General features: G+C 48.3%; 14 protein-coding genes. 7 read left to right on the plus strand and 7 right to left on the minus strand.

Annotated features, from left to right (window positions below):
* The coding region (locus tag QUA33_RS13910; RefSeq protein ID WP_333149080.1) for a DNA cytosine methyltransferase at positions 1-685 on the minus strand (685 nt) is incomplete at its 3' end.
* Positions 686-799: 114 nt separating this feature from the next.
* Complete coding sequence (pyrE, locus tag QUA33_RS13915; RefSeq protein WP_333149081.1) at positions 800-1375, minus strand: orotate phosphoribosyltransferase; 576 nt, start codon at positions 1373-1375, stop codon at positions 800-802.
* Positions 1376-1459: 84 nt separating this feature from the next.
* Between pyrE and QUA33_RS13920 the strand changes: the two genes are divergently transcribed.
* Positions 1460-1990, plus strand: a complete 531-nt coding sequence (locus tag QUA33_RS13920; RefSeq protein WP_333149082.1) for a hypothetical protein — start codon at positions 1460-1462, stop codon at positions 1988-1990.
* Between the two features lie 178 nt (positions 1991-2168).
* Here the strand turns inward: QUA33_RS13920 and QUA33_RS13925 are convergent, their stop codons facing one another.
* Positions 2169-2915 (minus strand): pentapeptide repeat-containing protein, encoded by a 747-nt coding sequence (locus tag QUA33_RS13925; RefSeq protein WP_333149083.1) that lies wholly within the window; start codon positions 2913-2915, stop codon positions 2169-2171.
* 20 nt (positions 2916-2935) lie between these two features.
* Entirely contained in the window at positions 2936-3580 is a 645-nt protein-coding gene (locus tag QUA33_RS13930; protein WP_333073431.1) for a hypothetical protein, read from the minus strand.
* Positions 3581-3902: 322 nt separating this feature from the next.
* Here QUA33_RS13930 and QUA33_RS13935 point away from each other — a divergent pair, with 322 nt between their 5' ends.
* Positions 3903-4226, plus strand: a complete 324-nt coding sequence (locus QUA33_RS13935) for a WGxxGxxG family protein (protein WP_333149084.1) — start codon at positions 3903-3905, stop codon at positions 4224-4226.
* A gap of 388 nt (positions 4227-4614) precedes the next feature.
* Here the strand turns inward: QUA33_RS13935 and QUA33_RS13940 are convergent, their stop codons facing one another.
* Positions 4615-9966, minus strand: a complete 5352-nt coding sequence (locus QUA33_RS13940; RefSeq protein ID WP_333149085.1) for a PAS domain S-box protein — start codon at positions 9964-9966, stop codon at positions 4615-4617.
* A gap of 182 nt (positions 9967-10148) precedes the next feature.
* Here QUA33_RS13940 and QUA33_RS13945 point away from each other — a divergent pair, with 182 nt between their 5' ends.
* Entirely contained in the window at positions 10149-11000 is an 852-nt protein-coding gene (locus tag QUA33_RS13945) for a creatininase family protein (protein WP_333149086.1), read from the plus strand.
* Between the two features lie 233 nt (positions 11001-11233).
* Positions 11234-11989, plus strand: coding sequence for a DUF561 domain-containing protein (locus QUA33_RS13950; RefSeq protein ID WP_333149087.1), 756 nt, complete (start codon positions 11234-11236; stop codon positions 11987-11989).
* A 201-nt stretch (positions 11990-12190) separates the two neighbouring features.
* On the opposite strand, the gene QUA33_RS13955 is transcribed toward QUA33_RS13950, so the two are convergent.
* Positions 12191-12868: a hypothetical protein gene (locus QUA33_RS13955; protein ID WP_333149088.1), complete on the minus strand. Its 678-nt coding sequence runs from the start codon at positions 12866-12868 to the stop codon at positions 12191-12193.
* 80 nt (positions 12869-12948) lie between these two features.
* Here QUA33_RS13955 and QUA33_RS13960 point away from each other — a divergent pair, with 80 nt between their 5' ends.
* The 3 genes from QUA33_RS13960 to dprA all read left to right on the plus strand — a co-directional run bounded on the left by QUA33_RS13960 (position 12949) and on the right by dprA (position 15694).
* Complete coding sequence (locus QUA33_RS13960) at positions 12949-13596, plus strand: DUF2301 domain-containing membrane protein (RefSeq protein ID WP_333149089.1); 648 nt, start codon at positions 12949-12951, stop codon at positions 13594-13596.
* Between the two features lie 112 nt (positions 13597-13708).
* The gene (locus tag QUA33_RS13965) at positions 13709-14362 is read left to right on the plus strand and encodes a YdcF family protein (RefSeq protein WP_333149090.1); all 654 of its coding nucleotides are present in this window, start codon (positions 13709-13711) and stop codon (positions 14360-14362) included.
* A gap of 180 nt (positions 14363-14542) precedes the next feature.
* Entirely contained in the window at positions 14543-15694 is a 1152-nt protein-coding gene (dprA, locus tag QUA33_RS13970) for a DNA-processing protein DprA (protein WP_333149091.1), read from the plus strand.
* 252 nt (positions 15695-15946) lie between these two features.
* On the opposite strand, the gene QUA33_RS13975 is transcribed toward dprA, so the two are convergent.
* The coding region (locus tag QUA33_RS13975; protein ID WP_333149092.1) for an FG-GAP-like repeat-containing protein at positions 15947-20397 on the minus strand (4451 nt) is incomplete at its 5' end.

A 20397-nucleotide genomic window follows, 5' to 3' on the forward strand; every position in this document is an offset into this window, starting at 1 on the left:
GTGATGCTATATCTGCCCATTCTTGTGGCTTTTTCATGCCTTCTCTTGTTCCCCAATCAAAGACCTGAATCCTTACGACAGGTTGACTTAACGGGGAAAATAACGATAGCTGTTGATGACTAGAGGAATGCGAATCTTTTGGGCCTAAGTCGGAAATTAGCTTAAATTGGGGCAAAACATTTAAAATTCCTACTAGGTAAACTCGGACACGGTTCTGAGGTAAGCTAAAGTTAGAGCTGTTGAGCAAAAAATAATCGAAGCTGTAACCTCGGCTTTTGATTTCGCCCTTAATAGTTTCGAGGGTTCTGCCGCCGTCGTGGCTGACAAGCCCCCGCACGTTCTCGAAAATAAATGCTTGAGGTTTAAAGGTATCAATTAACCTTGCAATCTCAAAAAATAGGGTGCCTCTGGTGTCTCCAAATCCCTCTTTTTTGCCAGCATAGGAGAAAGACTGACAAGGAAATCCCGCTAGTAAAATTTCATGTTCAGGCAGTTTGTCAATTAATCGGATGTCGCCTAAAGGTGTGTCGGCAAAGTTTTTCTGGTAAACTAACTGAGCGTCGGGATTGATTTCGCTGCTTAATACGCATTCTGTTTCCAGATTCAAGGAACGAGCGGCGGATTCAAACCCTAATCTCATGCCGCCTATTCCTGAGAATAAGTCAATAAAACGGATGGTTTTCATAGCCTTAAACTCGCTGGTTAAGATTGATATCTTACACCATTGTTAACATGAGGCAGAGCGAAAATATCTGCGTTACCAAGTTCTACCTGGTAACGAAGGGAATCGCACTTTTCCCTATTTCTTGCTACTAATCCATTCCTTAAGATCCTGAATGGTAAAAATGGCTTGAAAATCCAATCCCGCCTCGCGATATAATTCCCCTCCACCTTGCTCTCTATCAATCAGAGACAAAATACGATCGACTTTATAACCAGCCGCCCGCAGCCTTTCCACCGCCTGCATCGCCGACTTACCCGTCGTCACCACATCCTCCAAAACCGCCACATTCGTCCCCTCTGGCAACAGCGGGCCCTCAATATAAGCCATTGTCCCGTGTCCCTTCGTTTCCTTTCTGACAATTAGCGCTGGAATCGATCGACCTTCGAGAGCCGAAACCACGCTTACCGCAGTTACAATCGGGTCAGCACCCAAAGTCAAACCGCCCACAGCTTGCACATCCGACGACAGCATCGACAACAGCAAACGTCCCGTTGCCAAAGCACCTTCAGCGTGCAGCGTCACCGGTTTGCAGTTAATGTAATAAGAACTTTTCTGCCCCGAAGACAGCACAAAATCGCCTTCGCGATAGGCAAACTCGCACAGCAAATCCAGAAGTCGATCGCGCAACACCTTTAAATCCCCAGCATTCATAACTCACACCGTGTAAAAAACACAAATAATCCGTCGATAATCAGTTTATAGTGGAATCGGAATTAATTAAGGAGGCCCAAATATATGAGTCAAAAGTTAAAAAGCCTGAGCGGCGCGTTGATTCTCGCTGTCGCCTCTGCCGCCTTGGCATCCGCCAAACCAGCTCAAGCACAAACAGAGCGATTTCACCCGATTGCCGACGACTTCAACCGACAATTTTTTCAAGCTTCAGGAGACTTTTACCACAACGTCAGCTTGCAAGGTTACTTGGGCGACTATTTAGGCATCGGTTCCCCCAGCGGCGTCGTTGCCTTTCCCGAAAAAGAAATCGAGAGGGATGCCAGCCGCGTCAACGGCTTCTACCGACGAGTCATGCAGCGGCAAGTTTCCAGCGATCCGATTCTCCGCGTCCCAGATGCCGTCAATCCCTTCGATGCCTCAGTCATGGCACTGCCTGCTGCTTGCCAGCTAGGCCCTCAACCAAGCGGCTGTTTCCCTACTCCCGCCGGACTCCAAGATCAGTTTACACTTCCAACACAGCAGCAAGATTCACCGACCGATCCAGGGCCCGTTAGAGGACTTTATCAAGTATCGCCCGCTGGTGGCAAAAATTAGTCGATCGACAGTTGCGAGTTTTGAGCCGCGGCGGGTTTACTCTCATCTCGGATTTGTATTAGAGAGAAAGCCTCAACCCGCCCTAAAAACTCATGTTTTGACAATCCTTTCGGTAAACGCGCAACTGACTTTTTTTAACTATCGCGGTTATTTTACAGGACTAAATATTATCCAATATTTATGAAACCATGCTGCCGTCTGGCATGATTGTTCCTTTCAAAATAGCTTCGCCCAGATTAGCTCCTGCCAATTTAGCTCCCCTGAGATTTGCCCCGGTCAAATTAGCCCCTCTCAAATCAGCTTTGCCAAGGTTTGCCCACCGGAAATCGGCAGCGCTCAACTGTGCAAAACAGAGATTTGCCCGGAAAAGATATGCTCCAGTGAAGTGAGATTCCCCCAGATTAGCTTTAGAGAAATTAGCTCCATAACAATGTGCTTCAATAAATTCAGCTTGAGTGAGATTTGCTTGACTGAGATTAGCAAAGTTGAGGTTTGCGCCGATCGCCTTAACTCGAAACATCACCGCACCGATTAAATTCGCATCGCCGAAATCGGTTTGTTGGAGATTAGCAGCGGTGAGGTCAGCCCCAATTAAATTAGCACTGCTCAAATCAGCTCCCCTCAAGTCTGCAGCTTGGAGGTTAGTGCCAGTTAAATTAGCTTTAATTAAAGTAGTTTCGAGCAATTGTGCTCCAGCAAGATTTGCTAAACTAAGATTACATTCGGCGAGGTTTGCCGAAATTAATTTAGCCTTAAACAAATCTGTTTTAAAAAGGTTCGATCGCCAAAGATGCGCGCCTCTGAGATTTGCTTCGGCGAGGTTAGCTTCGCCCAGATCCGGTTCTACATTTGGGTTGAGATTTCTCCATTCAATCCAAGTAACTGCACCTTTTTTTAACAGCGCTAAATGCTGTGTGTTTGCCATAATTGCATCTCCTTTAACGGCTATTCCTTGCGACCAAAAATTGTGGGATTTTCTCGACCCGTCACGTTTTCCACTGCGGCAATTGCTGCCTGGGAACCTGCTATAATATCTCGTTCTGCGCCGCCGAGGTAAAGCCGTCCGAAACTGCCTACAGCCTGAACTTCTAAAATGTTAATAGATGCGCCTTTTTCTGCTTCATTGGCCGCCAGCGCTGCATAGGCAGCCGGTTCTACTTCTAAGACGTAAAGCGTTTGTCCCGCCAGCAGCAACTGTCCGCGGCGGGTGCGGTTAATTAATTGTGTTTGGTGGGCGTCAATATTGCGAATAATTTGACTGGAAATCACTCGCGGTTTGATACCTTCTTCTCTGCGGAGTCCGATGAATTCTAGAATTGCTTTGCCTGCTGCGCGCGTTTCCCCCTGCTGACTCGAGTGTACTTCCAGAAGGCCGTACAAGCGTTCGACTATCTGCACTCCCGGGCGCACGGACGCTGATTTGAGGGCGACATCGGTAATTCGGTTAATTTCGATACCGGGCGAGATTTCTATCCACAGCGACGCATCCCCCGGCAGTGGCAAGAATCCGGCGGCGACTGTGCCGATGTATGCTGCGTGCTGTGGCTGCAAGTTGTCTAGAAATACGTAGCTGCGTAACTCTATTCCCAAAAGTTTTGATCTCCGTCGATCGAGTTCCAACACTTGTCTGTGCAATATCTGAGTTTACCTTTTTTTGTCAACAACACCTTGTCTATTGTCGAGAGCGCCGGAGTGCCTCACCACCGAGTGAGGTGTCAGACCCGCGATTTCTACTGATTGAGTGCCTCCGCGAGAAATCTTTAATTTTGTGCGCGTGCTAAAAATTTGATATCAATCTGTAGTTATACGTGGAACATAACAATGTTTACTGCTAGAGGTGGATTTAACTTTAAAAGCCAATCGATATAGTTTTGATAGTTAAAGATTTTTCCCAACAGAGAGCATTTGAATTATGAAACGTTCTGATTTATCCAAAGCAATCGGTGCAGGTATTATAGCTGCTGGTTTAGCTCTAGCACCAGCTCATCTGCCTGCTTCAGCTCAGACAGATACAACTGGCGGTACAACTAACGGTACTAACAGCACTACAACCACCACAACTCCTCGCTCCGATGTCTACAGTGCTGAGACCGATCGCGATTTTGATTGGGGATGGTTGGGATTGCTAGGCTTGTCGGGTTTGTTGGGTTTGATTCCCCGCAAACGCGAAGAAAATGTTCGGTATACAAATACAACGACCGATCGCGAGCCAGCCGTGCGTACTGACTACCGCTAAGAATTGAGTCTTAGTGCTGTGGGCATTATGCAGGGACAGGATGTTTTAACCTGTCCGACGAGCGCGAACAATCATAAAAAAAACCTCCCTCTGTGGGGGTTTTTTATTGAGATGATGCGCGATCGAACGACGATTAAATTGGTTAAATCTGACATATTGCACCATTTTCTTCATGAACGGGCTTTCGGGTCTGTTAATGAAAAAGTGAATTTTCTGGTGTGCCGTTGCTCCTATCGAGTCAATAAAATGGTGATTGAAAAGGGTGCAATACCTCAGATATAACCGAACTAGAAAATATTAACTTTTTCCTTTCTTATTCCCTGTTTCCATCGCGTTATTTGCTTTTTTGGGGTTCATTAAATAAAGGCTTTTCAGACACAAAAAGACCTTAAAAAATATTTTCGCCAGAACGATCGAGTAAATCCCAAATCGCCTGCACCAACTTCTCCGGGTCTAAAGGCTTAGAAATGTGCCGCTGGAACCCCGCAGCCATGGCCTGCCGATAGTCAATCTCTCCAGCATAAGCCGTGAGGGCGATCGCCGGAACCAGTCCCCCTTTGTCGGGCGCCAGAGCCCGAACCTGTCGCATCAACATATAACCGTCAGTATCGGGCATTCCAATATCGCTCAACAGCAAATCCGGCACAGACTCAGTTAAAACTGCCAAGGCATCGGCGGCGTTAGCAACTGCTGTAACACTTGCCCCACAATCCTCAAGCAGAAAAACCACCAAATCTCGCGCATCGGCATCATCATCCACCGCTAACACCCTGATACCGCTCAAATTGAAGGATTGTTCCGGCGGCGCAGTTCCCGCAGGACTTGTCTGAGATTGCGCCGGCATCAGAGGTATCCTGACGGTCAAGGTTGCGCCTTTGCCTTCGCCGGAACTGTCGGATTTCACCGTGCCACCGTGGAGTTCGACGAGATGGCGGACGATCGCCAATCCTAAACCCAATCCGCCAAACTTGCGCGTCATCGTGCTGTCAGCTTGCCGGAAGTAGTCGAATACATAGGGCAGAAAATCAGGTTCGATACCTTTTCCAGTATCAGTTACAGTAATTTGGGCCCTCGTGTCCACCCGATCGAGAACGACTTCGATTTTGCCTCCCGGCGGGGTGAACTTGACGGCATTTGACAGCAAATTCCAGACTACCTGCTGAAGTCTGCCCGCATCGCCCAAAACCGAGCCGAGATTCGATGCAAATTGAGTGCTGATTTGAATCGACTTGGCTTCCGCGGCCAGACGCATCGTTTCAATAGCAGCGCCGATGACCCCGGCTAAATCCACAGGTGCAATATTCAAGCTGACCTTGCCTTGCAGAATCCCCGACACGTCGAGCAAATCTTCGATAAGCTGGGTTTGTAGTTTGGCATTGCGCTCGATCGTCTCTAAGGCGTAACCCTGCTTTTCCGGTGTCAGAATGTTCGATCGCAGCAGCTTCGTCCAGCCCACAATCGGGTTTAAAGGAGTCCGCAATTCGTGGGATAAAACAGCCAAAAATTCGTCTTTGACGCGGTTAGCGCGTTCTGCTTCTTCCCGCGCTGCCTTTTCCCGCGCTAGAAGGCGTTCCCGTTCCGCTTCTGCAACTTTTCGATCGGTAATGTCAGTGTTGGTGCCGCACCAGCGCAGCACCTTGCCTCGATCGTCGCGAATCGCCACGGCGCGGGAGAGAAACCAGCGGTACGATCCGTCTTTGCCGCGCAAGGGAAAAGTATCTTCCCAGAGTTCGCCTGTTTCAATGCAGCGCCTAAATTTTTCGACAACGCGATCGAGGTGTTCCGGGTGATGCACCAGTTGCCAGCCCCAGCCTCGCATTTCTTCTAGGGTTGTACCCGTGTAGTCAAACCAGCGCTGGTTATACCATAAACTTCCGCCAGCGGGATCTGTCATCCAGGCCAACTGAGCGATGTTGTCAGCTAGAGCGCGGAACCGAGCCTCGCTTTCGTGCAGTTCATGCAGGGCTCGCGCGTGCAGGATCACCGTCCAGAGGCGAGCCACCACTTCTTGCATCAGCCAAACTTCATCGGGCCGCCAGTGCCGAACCACCTTTGATGTCACCAGCAAAAGAGCCACCCAGCGCCCTTCCTCAAGGCAGGGAACATCGACTAAAGCGCGAATCGACACGGCACCGTAGTTATCGAATAAATGCGCTGTATGGGGGTAATTAGCGATATCTGAGATGACAAGTGTTTGACCTGCCATAGAGAGAGCTTTCAGTTCTGGGATCTTAAAGTCTGAGATGAGATAGGTGCCGACGGTGCTGGCAAGGTCGGACTGGTGCCAGTCTTGCCGGACAATTGCCCGATCGGCTTCTAGATCGATTTCGTGCCAGATGCAGCGATCGACCTTTAAATATTCTCCCAGACTGTTCATCGCTTCCGACAACATTTCGGCGGGGTTGAAGCGCTGCCGCAAGCGGACTTCGAGATCGGAGAGAAACTGCTCGTTGAGTTGGGCTTGTTTGCGATCGTGAATATCGGTATTTGTGCCGATCCACTCGACAACCTGGCCCCTTGCGTCGCGAATTGGCACGGCGCGGGACAAATGCCAGCGTTCCATTTGGTCTGCTGCCCGCCGCAGGCGCAGCTCAACTTGATAAGCTTCTCCGCTGATGAGACATTCTTCCCAACGGGCCCAAGATTCTGCCAAATCCGAGGGCGGGACTAGGGATTCCCAATTGTTTTGAGCGGCTTCCTCGTAAGACATCCCCAGATATTCCAACCATTGTTGTTGATTGGTAAAGCGAATTTCCCCGGCGGAGGTTACGTTCCAAATCAGGTGGGGCAGCGACTCAGCCAGGAAGCGGAAGCGGCGGTCGCTTTCGGCTAAGCTTTCTTCTGCTCGTTTGCGATCGTCAATATCAATGCCGATACCAGCCCATTGCACCACTTTTCCCCCCCTGTCTTTGACGGGCACAAGTCGCGCTAGATGCCAGCGATAATTACCATCAAACCTGCGTACCCGACACTCGAATTCGTAGGCTTCCCCTGCTTCAATCGCAGGAGTGCGCGTGCCGACAACTGCTGGCAGATCGTCAGGATGAAATAATTGCAGCACCGGCGCAGGCAGTGGTAATTTTGCTGGCTTGATGCCCGTATAGGTTTTCCAGTGTTGGTTGCAAAACTCTAACCTGCCGTCGGCGGTGTTGATCCACATTAATTCCGGGACACCATCGGCGAGGGTGCGGTAAAGATTTTCACTTTGCCGCAGTGCTTCTTCTATTTGCCGGCGGTCGGTTTTGTCCTGCATAATTTTCAGCAAACCTTGCACCTCGCCGGCTGCGTCGCGCAGGGGCCTCACCAGCCCGCTGCCCCAAAAGCGGCTGCCGTCTTTGCGGACGTGCCAGCGCTCGTTTTCTGCCTTTCCCTGAGTCAGGGCGATGTGCCTTTCTGCTTCCGGCTTTCTAGCAGCAGAGTCTTCTGGGGTGAAGATGATTCGTCCGTCCTGCCCGACGATTTCAGCTTCGGTATAGCCCAGCAATCTCTGGGCGCCTGCGTTCCAACGGGTAACGTGTCCATCGGTGTCGATGGTGAAGATGGCGTAGTCTTTGGCGCTGTCGAGAATCAACTGCAGGTGGGTTTCACGATCGCGCAGTGCAGCTTCTGCTTGTTTGCGCTGGGTAATGTTACTGGTGAAGCCGACTATTTTGGTCACTTCACCTTGCTGGTTGCGGATCGAACAGCCGCGCTCCCAAACATCAATCCAGCGCCCGTCTTGGTGCCGGACTCGGTACTCGTCTTCGTAGCGCTCGGCACTTAAGATTGATTCGGCCCCGGCAAGGATGCGTGCCAAATCGGCGGGATGGATGCGTTCTCTCCACCACTCTGGTGTTGCCGGTGCATCCTCTGGGCAGACACCGACGATCGAGTACAGTCCCTCGGAACGGTAAACGGAGTTTGCTGCCAAATCCCACTCAAACACCAGGCCGTCGATCGCCCTTGTAGCTAACTGAAAGCGGTTGTTGCTTTCTTGCAAGGCGAGTTCGGCCATTTTGCGATCGGTAATTTCCTGTACCACGACATTCATCCCGACAATCTCGCCGCCCGTGTCTTTGAGCGGCCACCAATTCACCAGCCAAGTGCGTACAACACCGGGTTGAGCTTTGGTTTCACCGCTGATTTCACAATTTTGCATCGGTTCTCCGGTCTCTCGAAGACGGCGGAACACAGCTTCGGCTGTGTCTGCCAAGCCGGGGAATATTTCGCGCACCGTCCGGCCGATGTGCGCTTCGACGGGCAAGCCGTTGATTTGGGCCAACCGCTGGTTGAGCCGCACGTACCGCAAATCTGTGTCTAAAACTGCCAAACCCACGGGAGTTGTTTGGTAGAGCCACTCTATCTCTAGAAGTTGACGGCGCACCGTTTGCTCGCTCTGGTGCAGGGCGAGTTCGGCCATTTTGCGATCGGTAGCATCTAATAATACTCCGATAAACCGCACTGCCTCGCCTGCAGCGTCGTAGAGATAGCGCCCGAACGCACTCACCCAGCGGATTTCTCCGTTGTCTGCCCGGATAATGCGGTATTCGGGGGAGTAGAGCGATCGGGTTTGCCGAGCTGTTTCTATTGCCTGCAGGACTTGCTTTAAGTCGTCTGGATGCACGCAGTTTTCCCACACAGCCGCGCTTGCTTCGCCGCCCGGTACCGGTTCGCAGCCCAAAATGCTGAAATGGGTCGCCGACCAAATTACTCGATTTGTTCGCACGTCTAAATCCCAGGTTGCCATGCCGGAGCCTTCGATGGCGACGCTCAAACGTTCTTCGCTTTGTTTTAAGGCAATTTCAGTTTGTTTGCGATCGCTGATATCTGTGAGAGATCCCACGGCGCGCACGGGATTGCCTGATTCGTCCCAAATTGCTCGCGCTCTGGCTAAAACCCATTTGTAGCGCCCGTCCCCACAAAGGATGCGGTACTCGCAGCAGTAATGTGAGGTTTCTCTATTTAAGTGCTGCTGCCAATTGCTTTGCATTATCTCCAAATCATCGGGATGAATGTAGCTCAAATATTGGCTGAAGTTTTTGACTTCTTCGGCTCCACGTTCCAAAATCTCTAAAAAGCGATCGCTCAAAACAGAGCAATTTGTTTGCAGGTTGCGATCCCAAATGCCGTCGTTGTTGCCGGCACAGGCTAATTGCCAGCGTTCTTCGCTTTCTCGCAAAGCTTCTTTGGTTTGATTGGCGCGATCGATTTGTACGGCGGCAACGGCAAAGTCTGCTAGGGAGATGGCGATCCGCAAGTCTTCGGCATCGAATTGGCCCGAATCGTGAGATACAATCCATATTGCCCCCAGCGGTTGATTTTCTGCTTGCAGCGGCACGACTAACGCTTCGGCGATCGGCAATTCTAACTGTTGTAAGTCGGTAAAATATTGTTCGGGAGCGAAGTAAAGCTGGGGAGTTTGGCGATCGAAACCTGCTCCCGACAAACGCAATTTGCGGGGTGTGTTTCTGTGTTCTGCTGCTTCCCACGCGCCCGCCAATGCCACCCACCGAAATATTTGTTCGGAACTGACATTTTCTTCTAGTAAGCAGACTCCGACACTTTCTGCGCCGCACAAATCTTTAGCAATCGCAACCAGTGTTTTGAGCAGCCTGTGGGGTGAGGTTGCCAATTGTCTAGCCAGCTTTTGCAGCGCTCGGTTTTCTGCTTTTTGATCGTGCGATCGAGGAATGCGGCGGGACAGTTCCTCGGCGATCGGAATATCGGTTAAATTAGTTTGTGGGGTTTGCCAAGCTTCCATCAATTAATGGTCTCTATGTCTTTCGGTCTGAGCTGGCGAGCGTATATCAGCGCCCTCTTAAAGCATCTGCTATAAATTATAGCATTTACCTAGAGACAGAATTAGTTATCTATTTTGGTAATTGCTTTTTAGTTTTCAGGCTAGTCGATCGCCTTGGTTGCTTTTACTCTTGTTGCCACCTTATGCACAATTTTATTCCCGAATCGCGATTTTTTCCATATCTAACTTGGACAGAAATTCAGTCTATGCTTGATAAGGAAAATACTGTGATTATTCAGCCGCTAGGTGCGATCGAACAACACGGCCCCCATTTGCCTTTAATTGTAGATGCGGCAATTAGCGCGGCGGTGACAGGCACAGCGCTGACAAAATTAGAGGCAAATATTCCCGCTTATGCTTTGCCGCCTTTGTACTATGGCAAGTCGAACGAACACTGCCATTTCCCCGGTACAATTATGCTCAGTGCTCAGACACTTTTAGCAGTAATCGGCGAAATTGCTGACAGTATTTATCAGGCTGGATTTCGGAAATTAGTGTTACTCAATGGTCACGGCGGACAGCCGCAGGTGATGGAAATTGCAGCGCGGGACATTCATCAAAAATATCAGGATTTTTCGGTTTTTCCGCTGTTTGTGTGGCGGGTTCCGAATGTGGCTGCTGAATTATTGAGCGCGAAAGAGTTGGAGTTTGGGATTCACGCGGGTGATGCAGAAACGAGTTTGATGTTGTCAATTTTGCCGGATCAGGTGAAAATGGAACTTGCTGTTACTGAATATCCGAAAAATTTGCCGATCGATAGTTTGCTGAGTATGGAAGGAAATTTGCCTTTTGCTTGGCTGACGCGAGAGTTAACTGAAAGCGGTGTGTTGGGCGATGCGACGGTGGCAACGAAAGAAAAGGGTTCTCGGATTCTCGAATCTCTCTCTGACGGCTGGGTACAAGTTATCAAAGATGTTTACAAATTTCGACAGCCGGGAAGTTCGGCAACGAGCACTGTACAAGATGTAACGGATGTCAGTCCGATGGAAGAATGAAGAGGGAAGAATATCGATGGGGAAATGCAGTCACAACAATAGTTGCAGCAATTAAGAACGTTATAACTGTCTTGGCGGTTGCTATAAAAATAAAAAATACAGTCCTGGAGGCATAATCGACCTATGTAGGCTGCTTAGGTTGCACCTTACGGCTATTAAGAATTAAAAATCAAAAATTATTCTAATTTGTGTCAAAATGAGTCTAAGAAATTTTTTGAGTTGGAAAACTAACGATGAGTGTAAATTCTAAATTGCAGCGCGCATTTGAGCAAGGTCGCGCCCTGAAAATTATCAGCGGTTTAAATAATTTTGATGCCGCCAACGTTGCGGCTGTCGTCAAAGCAGCGGATCTCGGCGGTGCTTCCTTTGTCGATATTGCTGCCGATCGAGATTTGGTATTGATGGCAAAACAATTGACAAATTTGCCAATTTGTGTATCTGCTGTGGAACCAGAAAAGTTTGTGCCTGCGGTAGAAGCTGGCGCTGATTTGATTGAAATTGGCAACTTTGATGCTTTCTACGCAGTAGGCCGCCGCTTTGAAGCTGAGGAAGTTTTGCAGTTGACTCGCGAAACTCGATCGCTATTTCCGAACATCACTCTTTCTGTGACAGTTCCCCACATTTTGGCACTCGACAAACAAGTGCAATTAGCAATTGAATTAGTCAAAGCTGGCGCTAACATCATCCAAACCGAAGGTGGTACTAGCGCTCAACCAATTCACGCAGGCACCTTGGGATTAATTGAAAAAGCAGCGCCTACTTTGGCCGCAGCCTTTGAAATTTCCCGCGCCGTATCCGTCCCCGTACTCTGCGCTTCCGGTATCTCCAGCGTCACCGCACCCCTCGCTATTGGAGCAGGTGCTGCAGGTGTTGGTGTCGGTTCTGCTGTCAGCCAACTTAATAGCGAAGTGGCGATGATTGCTGCTGTTCGCAGTTTGGTTGAAGCTTTGGCTTTGGTTTCGCGATCGCACTTGCCAGCTTCAATTTAATTAAGCAGGAAGTTCGGCAACGGATTCTGTAACGGATGTTAGGATGTAACGGATGTTAGGGAGAAGAGAGAAGGAAGTTCGGCAACGGATTCTGTAACGGATGTTAGGAAGAAGGAAGAAGGAAGAAGGAAGATTTTTCCCATCCCCCACTCTCCCCTTCTCCTCTTCCCCTCCCCCACTTTTCCACTTTTCCACTCTTCCTTAATAATTGAGAAACCACACGGCATAATCATCTAATAACTGATTGTTGCGGGAGATTACATCAACTGATTCTAACTCGAATAAAGGCAACATAAACTTTAGGCGATCGCCGACGCGCTGCACTTCCACAAATATGCCTTCTTCCTGAATCACAAAATCCTCCAACCGATTAATGGTGAATCTATCAGTATAAGAAGGTTTAGTTTTTTTGAGCTTTGCATATTCTTTTTTGCTGCCATAACCCATTGTATATTCTTCTTCCCATTCAAACTCTTCTATGCCAGTAACGTGACAGGGAAGTTGAATATTTTGCTTGATGTACTCTAGATATTTGACTGAGTTTTTGAGATTACAATCAATATTTTTAGAACCCAAAATTTTGCTGATTTTAGTTTCAAATTGCTTGGTATTAAATGGGATATTTTTGTCGATATGCGCTAACATTTCTGGATCGAACCCCGATCTCAATTCGGTTACTTCTGCCAGCAGGCGCTGGAAGTCGTCTAGCGGTTTCGGTCTTCTGCCTGCTACAATGGTTTCATCAAGCTGAACTGGAGGAAGTTCGGATTGCGAAGGAAGGGATTTGCTGTGATCGGGGCGATCGTCCAATTTAGATTTGTTAACTTTAGATTTGTTAACTTTAGGCTGGTTAAGTTTAGGCTTGTTAAATTTAGGCATCGCTCGGTCTCGCTGGATCGGTTTATCAATAAAGTATATCTTGGCAGAAGTACATTCGTGTCTAATAGGAGGAAGCTGTAATGCAACTACTGAAATCACCTGATGAATCGCCAGTCTATCAAGGACAATTCGGCGAATTTACAATTACTCAAAACGATCGCACGGGAGTGTTGATTTACCGCGCCGGATTGGGGGTGGCGGCGCTGTGTTTTGCGATCGGCACTACTCTGGTGTTGCAACAGGGCGACAACCCGATCGCAATCCAAGCTGTAACGCCTGTTTTTGCTTGTTTCTGGATAGCTTTAGGCGTCAGCTTGGCAACTATTCACATTTACATGATTGCGCTGCACCGAACACTACAGGTGTTTTGGGCGATCGGCGGCGCGGCAGCATTGTTTGTAGCGTTACAAAGCAGCCAACCTCTAGCTTTAGCAGTCTACGAACATCCCGCCACGTTGTGGGGAATTGGCTTTACTTTTGCCGCCTTAAATGGCATTTATTTTAAAGAAGCATTCTGCTTTAATCGCCTCGAAACTAAGTTTTTGACTCCAGGAGTTCCTCTCTTAATTTTAGGACATATTTTCGGCTTTTTGTCAGCCGAAAATGAACAGTTTTTGCTGGCTATTTGGGCAGCTTTGTTTATCATCTTTGCTGTACGCAAGTTTTTTCAACCGATGCCGCAGGATATCGGGGATAAAAGCGTTTTTGAGTATCTGAAACACCAATAATTTGGGAATGCGGCATAGCGCATAGGGAATTGGACACTTTTACTGATCCCTTTCCCTTTCATCCGTTACATCCGTTACATAATCCGTTGCCGAACTTCCTTATGCTATAATAATGAGAATTCGTTTAATCCGTCGTCGAGAAATCTGGGCAATTACTAGGGAAGGTTGGGTAATTGCAAGCGCGGGGTTGATAATTTTAATGCTCTTAATTCTCACAAATATCCATCCGTTTTTGGCGGTAAATGCGCCGATTAAAGCAGATATATTGGTTGTCGAAGGCTGGTTGCCCGATTATGCGATCGCAAGTGCGATCGCCGAATTCAAAAAAGGCAAATACAGCCAATTAATTACCACAGGACTTCCTTTAAGTAAAGGCTACTATCTCGCTGAATATAAAAATTATGCTGCACTAACTGCAGCGACTTGTATTGCACTAGGATTTGATAAAAACAAATTAGTAGCAGTACCAGCAGCGAGTGTTGTGAAACACCGCACTGCTGCTTCTGCGATCGCACTTCGAGATTGGTTTTCTACTTCAGATTTAAAAGTTAACTCCATTAATCTTTATTCCTTTGGCCCTCACGCCCGCCGAAGTTGGATTGTATTTAAAGAAGTGCTGAATCCTGAGATTAAAGTCGGCATTATAGCGGCGGAACCGCAAGATTACAATTCCCAAGAATGGTGGAAATCTAGCGAAGGTTTTCGGACAGTAATCGGAGAAATCATTGCTTATATTTATGCCCGTTTTGTAGATTGGAGAACCTAGCCAGTAATTGTCAATATCTCTCTTAATTCCCTTCGTGTTTTTAGCGCCTTCCCGGTTCGTCAAAAAATATTTATATAGCACTTGTAAATCTGTGAAAAGACAGGACAAGGCAGTGCCGTTTCCTACCATAATTCAACCAAAAATGATAAAATCATTTTCAGATAAGTTGAGGGCAACTCGTTGTTAGAAGAACGCGCATACTGGTTAGCATGGTCACAAATTAACGGTATCGGGCCGATTTTGTTGCAAAGATTGCACCAAAATTTCAATAGTTTGGCGGAAGCTTGGACGGCAAAACCAGTAGATTTAATGCGAATCGAAGGGTTCGGGAAGCAGATAATTGAAACCATTGTGCAAGAACGCACTAAACTCAATCCCGAAGAATTTATCGAAAAACATCTTATAAAAAATCCCTGTTTTTGGACGCCCGCCGATCCAGATTATCCGCGCTTATTATTGGAAATTCCCAATCCGCCACCAGTATTGTATTATCGTGGTTTAGTCGATCGCAAAGAGAATCAAGGAATTACGCCGACAGTGGCAATGGTTGGCACTCGCAGCCCTTCGGAATACGGCAGAAGGTGGACTCGCAAAATTAGTACGGCTTTGGCTAGAAACGGTTTTACTGTGGTTTCGGGATTGGCGGCTGGCATTGATACAGAGGCTCATATAGGCTGTTTGGAGGCGGGAGGAAGGACTTTTGCAGTGGTGGGGACGGGAGTAGATATTGTATATCCTAAACAAAATGAGAGGTTGTGCGATCGCATTTTGCAGCAGGGATTGGTAATTAGCGAATATCCGGCGGGGACTCAACCGAATAAAACTAATTTTCCCCGCCGAAATCGCATAATTGCTGGCTTAAGCCGCGCTACAATTGTGATAGAAGCTCCGCATAAATCGGGTGCGTTAATTACTGCTTATCAAGCGAATGATTTTTGCCGAGATGTGTATGTTTTGACGGGCAGGTTGGATGATGAGCGTTCTTTTGGTTGTTTGGAGTTGCTGAGTAAAGGTGCTCATCCGATTCTGCCGAATAGCGATCGAATGTTAAGCGAAGACAGGTTGTTGGAAATGCTCGGAGCTATGCCAAAATTGGATACAGCCGAGCAGTTGTCGCTGTTTCCTCCAAATCCGACGGTTGAGAAGCAAGGGCCGCCGTTGGAGCCGGAATTGGCTAAGGTGTTAAGTGCGATCGCAGGTGGGCCGATTTCTTTTGATACAATTGTAGAAGCAGCGGGATTAGAAGCAGGAAGAGTTTCTAGTATACTTTTGCAGTTGGAATTGTTGGGATTAGTTTCGCAGTTACCGGGAATGCGATATCAGCGGTGCTGATTTGTAAGTAATACGGTTTAGGCCATTGGTGTTAACTTAAGTCTAAAACCCTCTTTATCTCTCGTTTACCGCCGAGGCCAGATCCCCCTAAATCCCCCTTAAGAAGGGGGACTTTGAGAAGATTCTTGTCCCCCCCTTTTTAAGGGGGGATCAAGGCCTTGACAGTCAGCGGTTGAAACCGCATATAGACAAACGAAGTCCGTCTCTAAGAGACTGAAGAATAATAAGGACTAAAGTCCTCATTACGAACCTCTAAATCACTCCGAAATTAACGGCACTAATATTGCTAGCCGAAACACCACTGAGAGAAACTAAAATCTCCCCTGTTTGTGCCAACCGGATTAAAGTTGCACCGCTATCTTGAGCAATCGCCAATTGCGAGAAACTCAACCCGTTACCCAATACTAACAAATCCTTACCGACTTCAAAATCAGTAATCGTATCAGTACCGGAATTGGTAGATAGTAGGAACTTATCTACTCCCATTCCTCCTATCAAACTATCAATTCCCAAACCGCCCGTCAGCAAATCATCTCCCTTACCTCCGTAAAGAATATCATTACCCTCATCGCCGTTCAAAATGTCAGCACCGCGGTTGCCAAATAAGACATCATCACCGCTACTCCCCAGGATTGTATCGCTACCTTTGCCACCGAAAATAGTGTCATTCCCCAGAACTCCATTGAGGGAATCATTGCCCCTCATCCCCATCAACACATTATTCGCGCTGTCGCCCGTCAGGATATCGTCGCCATTTGTACCGAGAATTGCATCCGGGGAATTGCTGCCCAAATCAGCATCGCCGCTGACCACAGGAGTTGCAATCCCAACAGGCAATATTACAGCTTCAATTCTGCTATCTAAAGCAGTACCAGTATTGTCAGCAACTAGCTGGGAAATAGGTTTATTTCCCGCACCAACTTCTTTGAAGTCTTGAGTAGTTGGGCCCAAGGCTACTTGTTGAAGGCGGGCAAGTGATTCAGGAATTGATGTTCCTGTTGGGTTGGAGACAGCGGCATCAATGCGTTGATTGGCTGTTGCCATTACTGTCGCAGATTGCGAGGTAATTTGGGCGACTGTTTGACTGTTGAAACTGGGGTCTATTTGCTGGATTTTCGCGGCTGCTTGCTGAATGATCGGTTCTAAGGCGGCTGCATTGCTGAGGTTTAAGACAGTACCGGATTGAATTTGAGCCGTAATTGAACTGACAACAGCTTTGACAATATCGGTATTGACTGCACTGGAAGCACCGTCAATCAAAGCGCTGGTTTGAGTGATGAAGTTTTGGACTTTCACCATTGCGGATAAGACTTGGACGCCGCCTGGTTGATTGTTGTTGGTGGCGAGGATGGGGTCTAAGCTAGTTAGGTCAACTTCAGCGGGGAGTCCAAGGGCTGCTTTGACTAAAGATTGGGCTTCTTCTGGTTCAATTCCTTTGTCGATTAAGTCGGCGACTAAGGTGGTTAGGAGGGTGACGACACTCGCATCTGGTGGTGCGGTGACTGGTGTTTCTAGGGGTAATCCGGTGGCGGTGTCAGTGCCTCCTGTGGCTACTAGATTGCCTTCTGATGGGTCGATTTCTCCGTTTTTGTTGGTGTCGAAAATGTCGAAGGGGATGTTGAGATTAAACTCACCCTTGCTGTTAGTTGTGGTGGATGGTTCATTGGCATCGAGGATGCCGTTTTTGTTGGCGTCTAGGAAGAGATTTGCACCGTTTATGTACCCGTCAATAACTACGCCGGTGCAACTAAATGTCAGCAACATACCCTGAAATGGACGCGTAAGGTCATTGTCGCTGACACTAAGACCCGCACTGTCTGTTGCTGTTAACTTGATTGTTAACTGCTGCAGTTTAGGACTTGTGCCGCTGAGTGTACGGGTATCTGGGTTGAAAGTGAGCCAACTTGGCAGGGGACTCCCGTCCATCAGAGTTGCTGTGTAGGTCAGTTGGTCGCCCGGATCGGGGTCAGTGAACGTGTTTTCTGGGAAGGTGTACTCGAACGTTGATGAACTGCTCGACTTGATGTACTGGTAATGCCACGGGGTTGTAGTCGGGCCATAGTTGAGGACAGGAGGGTTGTTGGCAACTGTGGTAAAACTCCCTTCTTCGGCAAAGGGTGAACCGGCCCAAGCAGTGTCGATCGCCTGTACGCTCCAGTAATATGTCTTATCTGGAGACAAATCTTTGAGCTGCCACTCGGTGTTTTGATTGGCATTACCTAGCCCTACAACTTGCCGAGTTCCGTCATTGAGAGACATCGGGGCGAGAATGTCACTGCCCCCTGGTGTCGTGCCCACTCGCAGGTTGTAGCTTAAACCATCGGCAGGAGTTTGAGCATCAGTTGCTTTGTTCCAGTTGAAAGTGACATTTCGGCCATCCGGCTGGGCCGAAAGCCCTGTGGGTGCAGTGGGAGGAGTGTTCGCGATCGCAGTATTGCTGCGGTAAACTTGGTTGCCCAGCAAAAGATCCAATTTGCCGTCACTGTCGTAGTCTCCCCAAGATCCATGACCGTCACCAGTCACTCCAGCACTGATATCTTCGCTAAAGCCGCTGCCAGTGTTGCGGTACACTTTGCTGTCGAGCAAGATATCGAATTTGCCGTCGTTGTCGTAGTCTCCCCAAGCTGCGGAACTACCACCGGGCAAGGCGGCAGTTGTGTCTTCGCTAAAGCCACTGCCTGTGTTCCGGTAAACTTTAGTGATGTTGCCAGAATCTGAATTACCCGCTAGCAAGATATCCAAATCGCCATCATTGTCATAGTCTCCCCAAGCTGCCGAACCATTAGAAACACCGGGCAAAGCAAAAGCTTCGCTAAAGCCACTGCCAGTATTGCGGAACACTTTGGCTATTTTGCCTGAAAGACTATCGCCCGTTAGCAGGATATCGAGTTGGCGGTCCTTGTTAAAGTCACCCCATGCTGCTGAACCGTTGAGAACACCCGGGAGTTGGGCAGTAATATCTGGCGTAAAAACAAGATCGCTCTTCCCAGTATTGCGGTACAGTAAGCTTGCGTTTTCCAGCGTGCTAAACGTACCGTCTGCATTTTGATTCGTGATACTTTGTTGGGTGGCATTCAGGAGATCGAGTTTGCCATCATTGTTGTAGTCTCCCCATGCTGCCGAACTACTATTATTGTTGGGACTTATGTATTCGATCGTAGATCCATTCCAGCCATCGCCATTGTTGCCGAACAATTTGAGACTTGATGGTGTTCCGTATTTGCCTCCGTTTGTTTGCAAGAGAAAATCTAGCTGGCTGTCGTTGTTGTAATCTCCCCAAGATGCAGCAGAAGCTGACTCCCAACTTGGGTAGCCGCTTTCAGCGGTAAAGGTACTGCCACTATTGCGGTACAGCCAAGTACCAGTGAAGTCAAAAGAGCTACCGAAGCTGCTAAGTGGCTCAGGGCGACCCGACGCGATAAAATCCAGTTTCCCATCACCGCTGTAGTCTCCCCAAGCGCTAATCACTCCGCCGTCGAAATAATTCGAGATTTCCGTATTGATTTTGTTGAAAGTGTAACTGCGTTCGAGGTTAGTCACACTGACATCTTCAGGATCGAAACCTGAGTACCCGGGAGTTGGAAAAGGGTTGCCACTGTCAGCAGATTCGTTGCTTATAGCCTGTCCGAGGATTATTTTGTAGGGACGATCGCCATCAGGTTGATTATCGTTAATACCCTTGATTGTGACAATCTGAGCTATATCCCAATTATCAGGAGTGAACTTCAGCGTCGATACAGAAACAGTTCCTTCTGCTGGGTTGTCACTGCTGACTGGGATGACAACATCAGCCATAGGTTGCTGAGTCAAGACAACACTGAAATTAGCAGTGTCGCCTGCTTCTGTTGTAATCAACTCGTTTGTTGGCCCAACGACTATCTGAGGATATTGATTGTAGGGATAGTCGGCATAAACGAACATATTGGTGAGACTGACATCAGAGGCATCTAGACCTGAGTACTTGCTGTCAGTGCTGACCGCAGGGGCGGTAACGATCGTGTAAGGTCGGTTAGCAGCAGCAGAGAGAGTACCACCCTCTCCTTTTACCGTTACCTCCTGGGGAATATTCCAGTTGTCCGGTGTAAAGGTAACTCCTGGAATCGAGAGACTACCTTCTGCAGGATTTTGAGGAGAAACATTCAAACCGATCGTAACAGGAGCCGTCGGCGGGCTATTAAGTGCGACGGTAAATTTGGCTTTTGCACCTGTTTTAGTGGTGATTAATCCGTTGGTGGGGGAGACGGTGATGCCTGGGTTAGCAGCACTGTCAGAATCCAAATCTGAAAAACTGCCACCAGATGGAGGTCTCTCCTGAGATGGCGATATGGTGTTACCCCTGTTAACAACAGTGGCATCCGGCGCATTAAGGCCGTTGTAGTTACTATCCGCACTCACAGCAGGGGCAGTGACAATCTGATAACTCTTATCGCTGTCAAATACTCGATCGTCCACACCCGTTATCGTAATCGGCTGCCACTGATCCCAATTAACAGAATTGAAGGTAATTGATTCCGTCGAAATTACTCCCTCTGCCTCATTGCTGCTACGCAAACCAATCGTTACATCAGCCGTAGGTTGTCTGTTGAGTCTGATGGTGAAAGTGTCTTTGCCACCTGATTCTGTAGTTACTAATCCCGATGCCGGACTAATAACAATGCCAGGGCTTCCAAGTATTGGTTCTACTACAGTGCCACCACCGCCTG

Origin of the sequence: Microcoleus sp. Pol14D4 (assembly GCF_036701245.1) — a bacterium.
In the GTDB taxonomy this organism is placed as follows: domain Bacteria; phylum Cyanobacteriota; class Cyanobacteriia; order Cyanobacteriales; family Microcoleaceae; genus Microcoleus.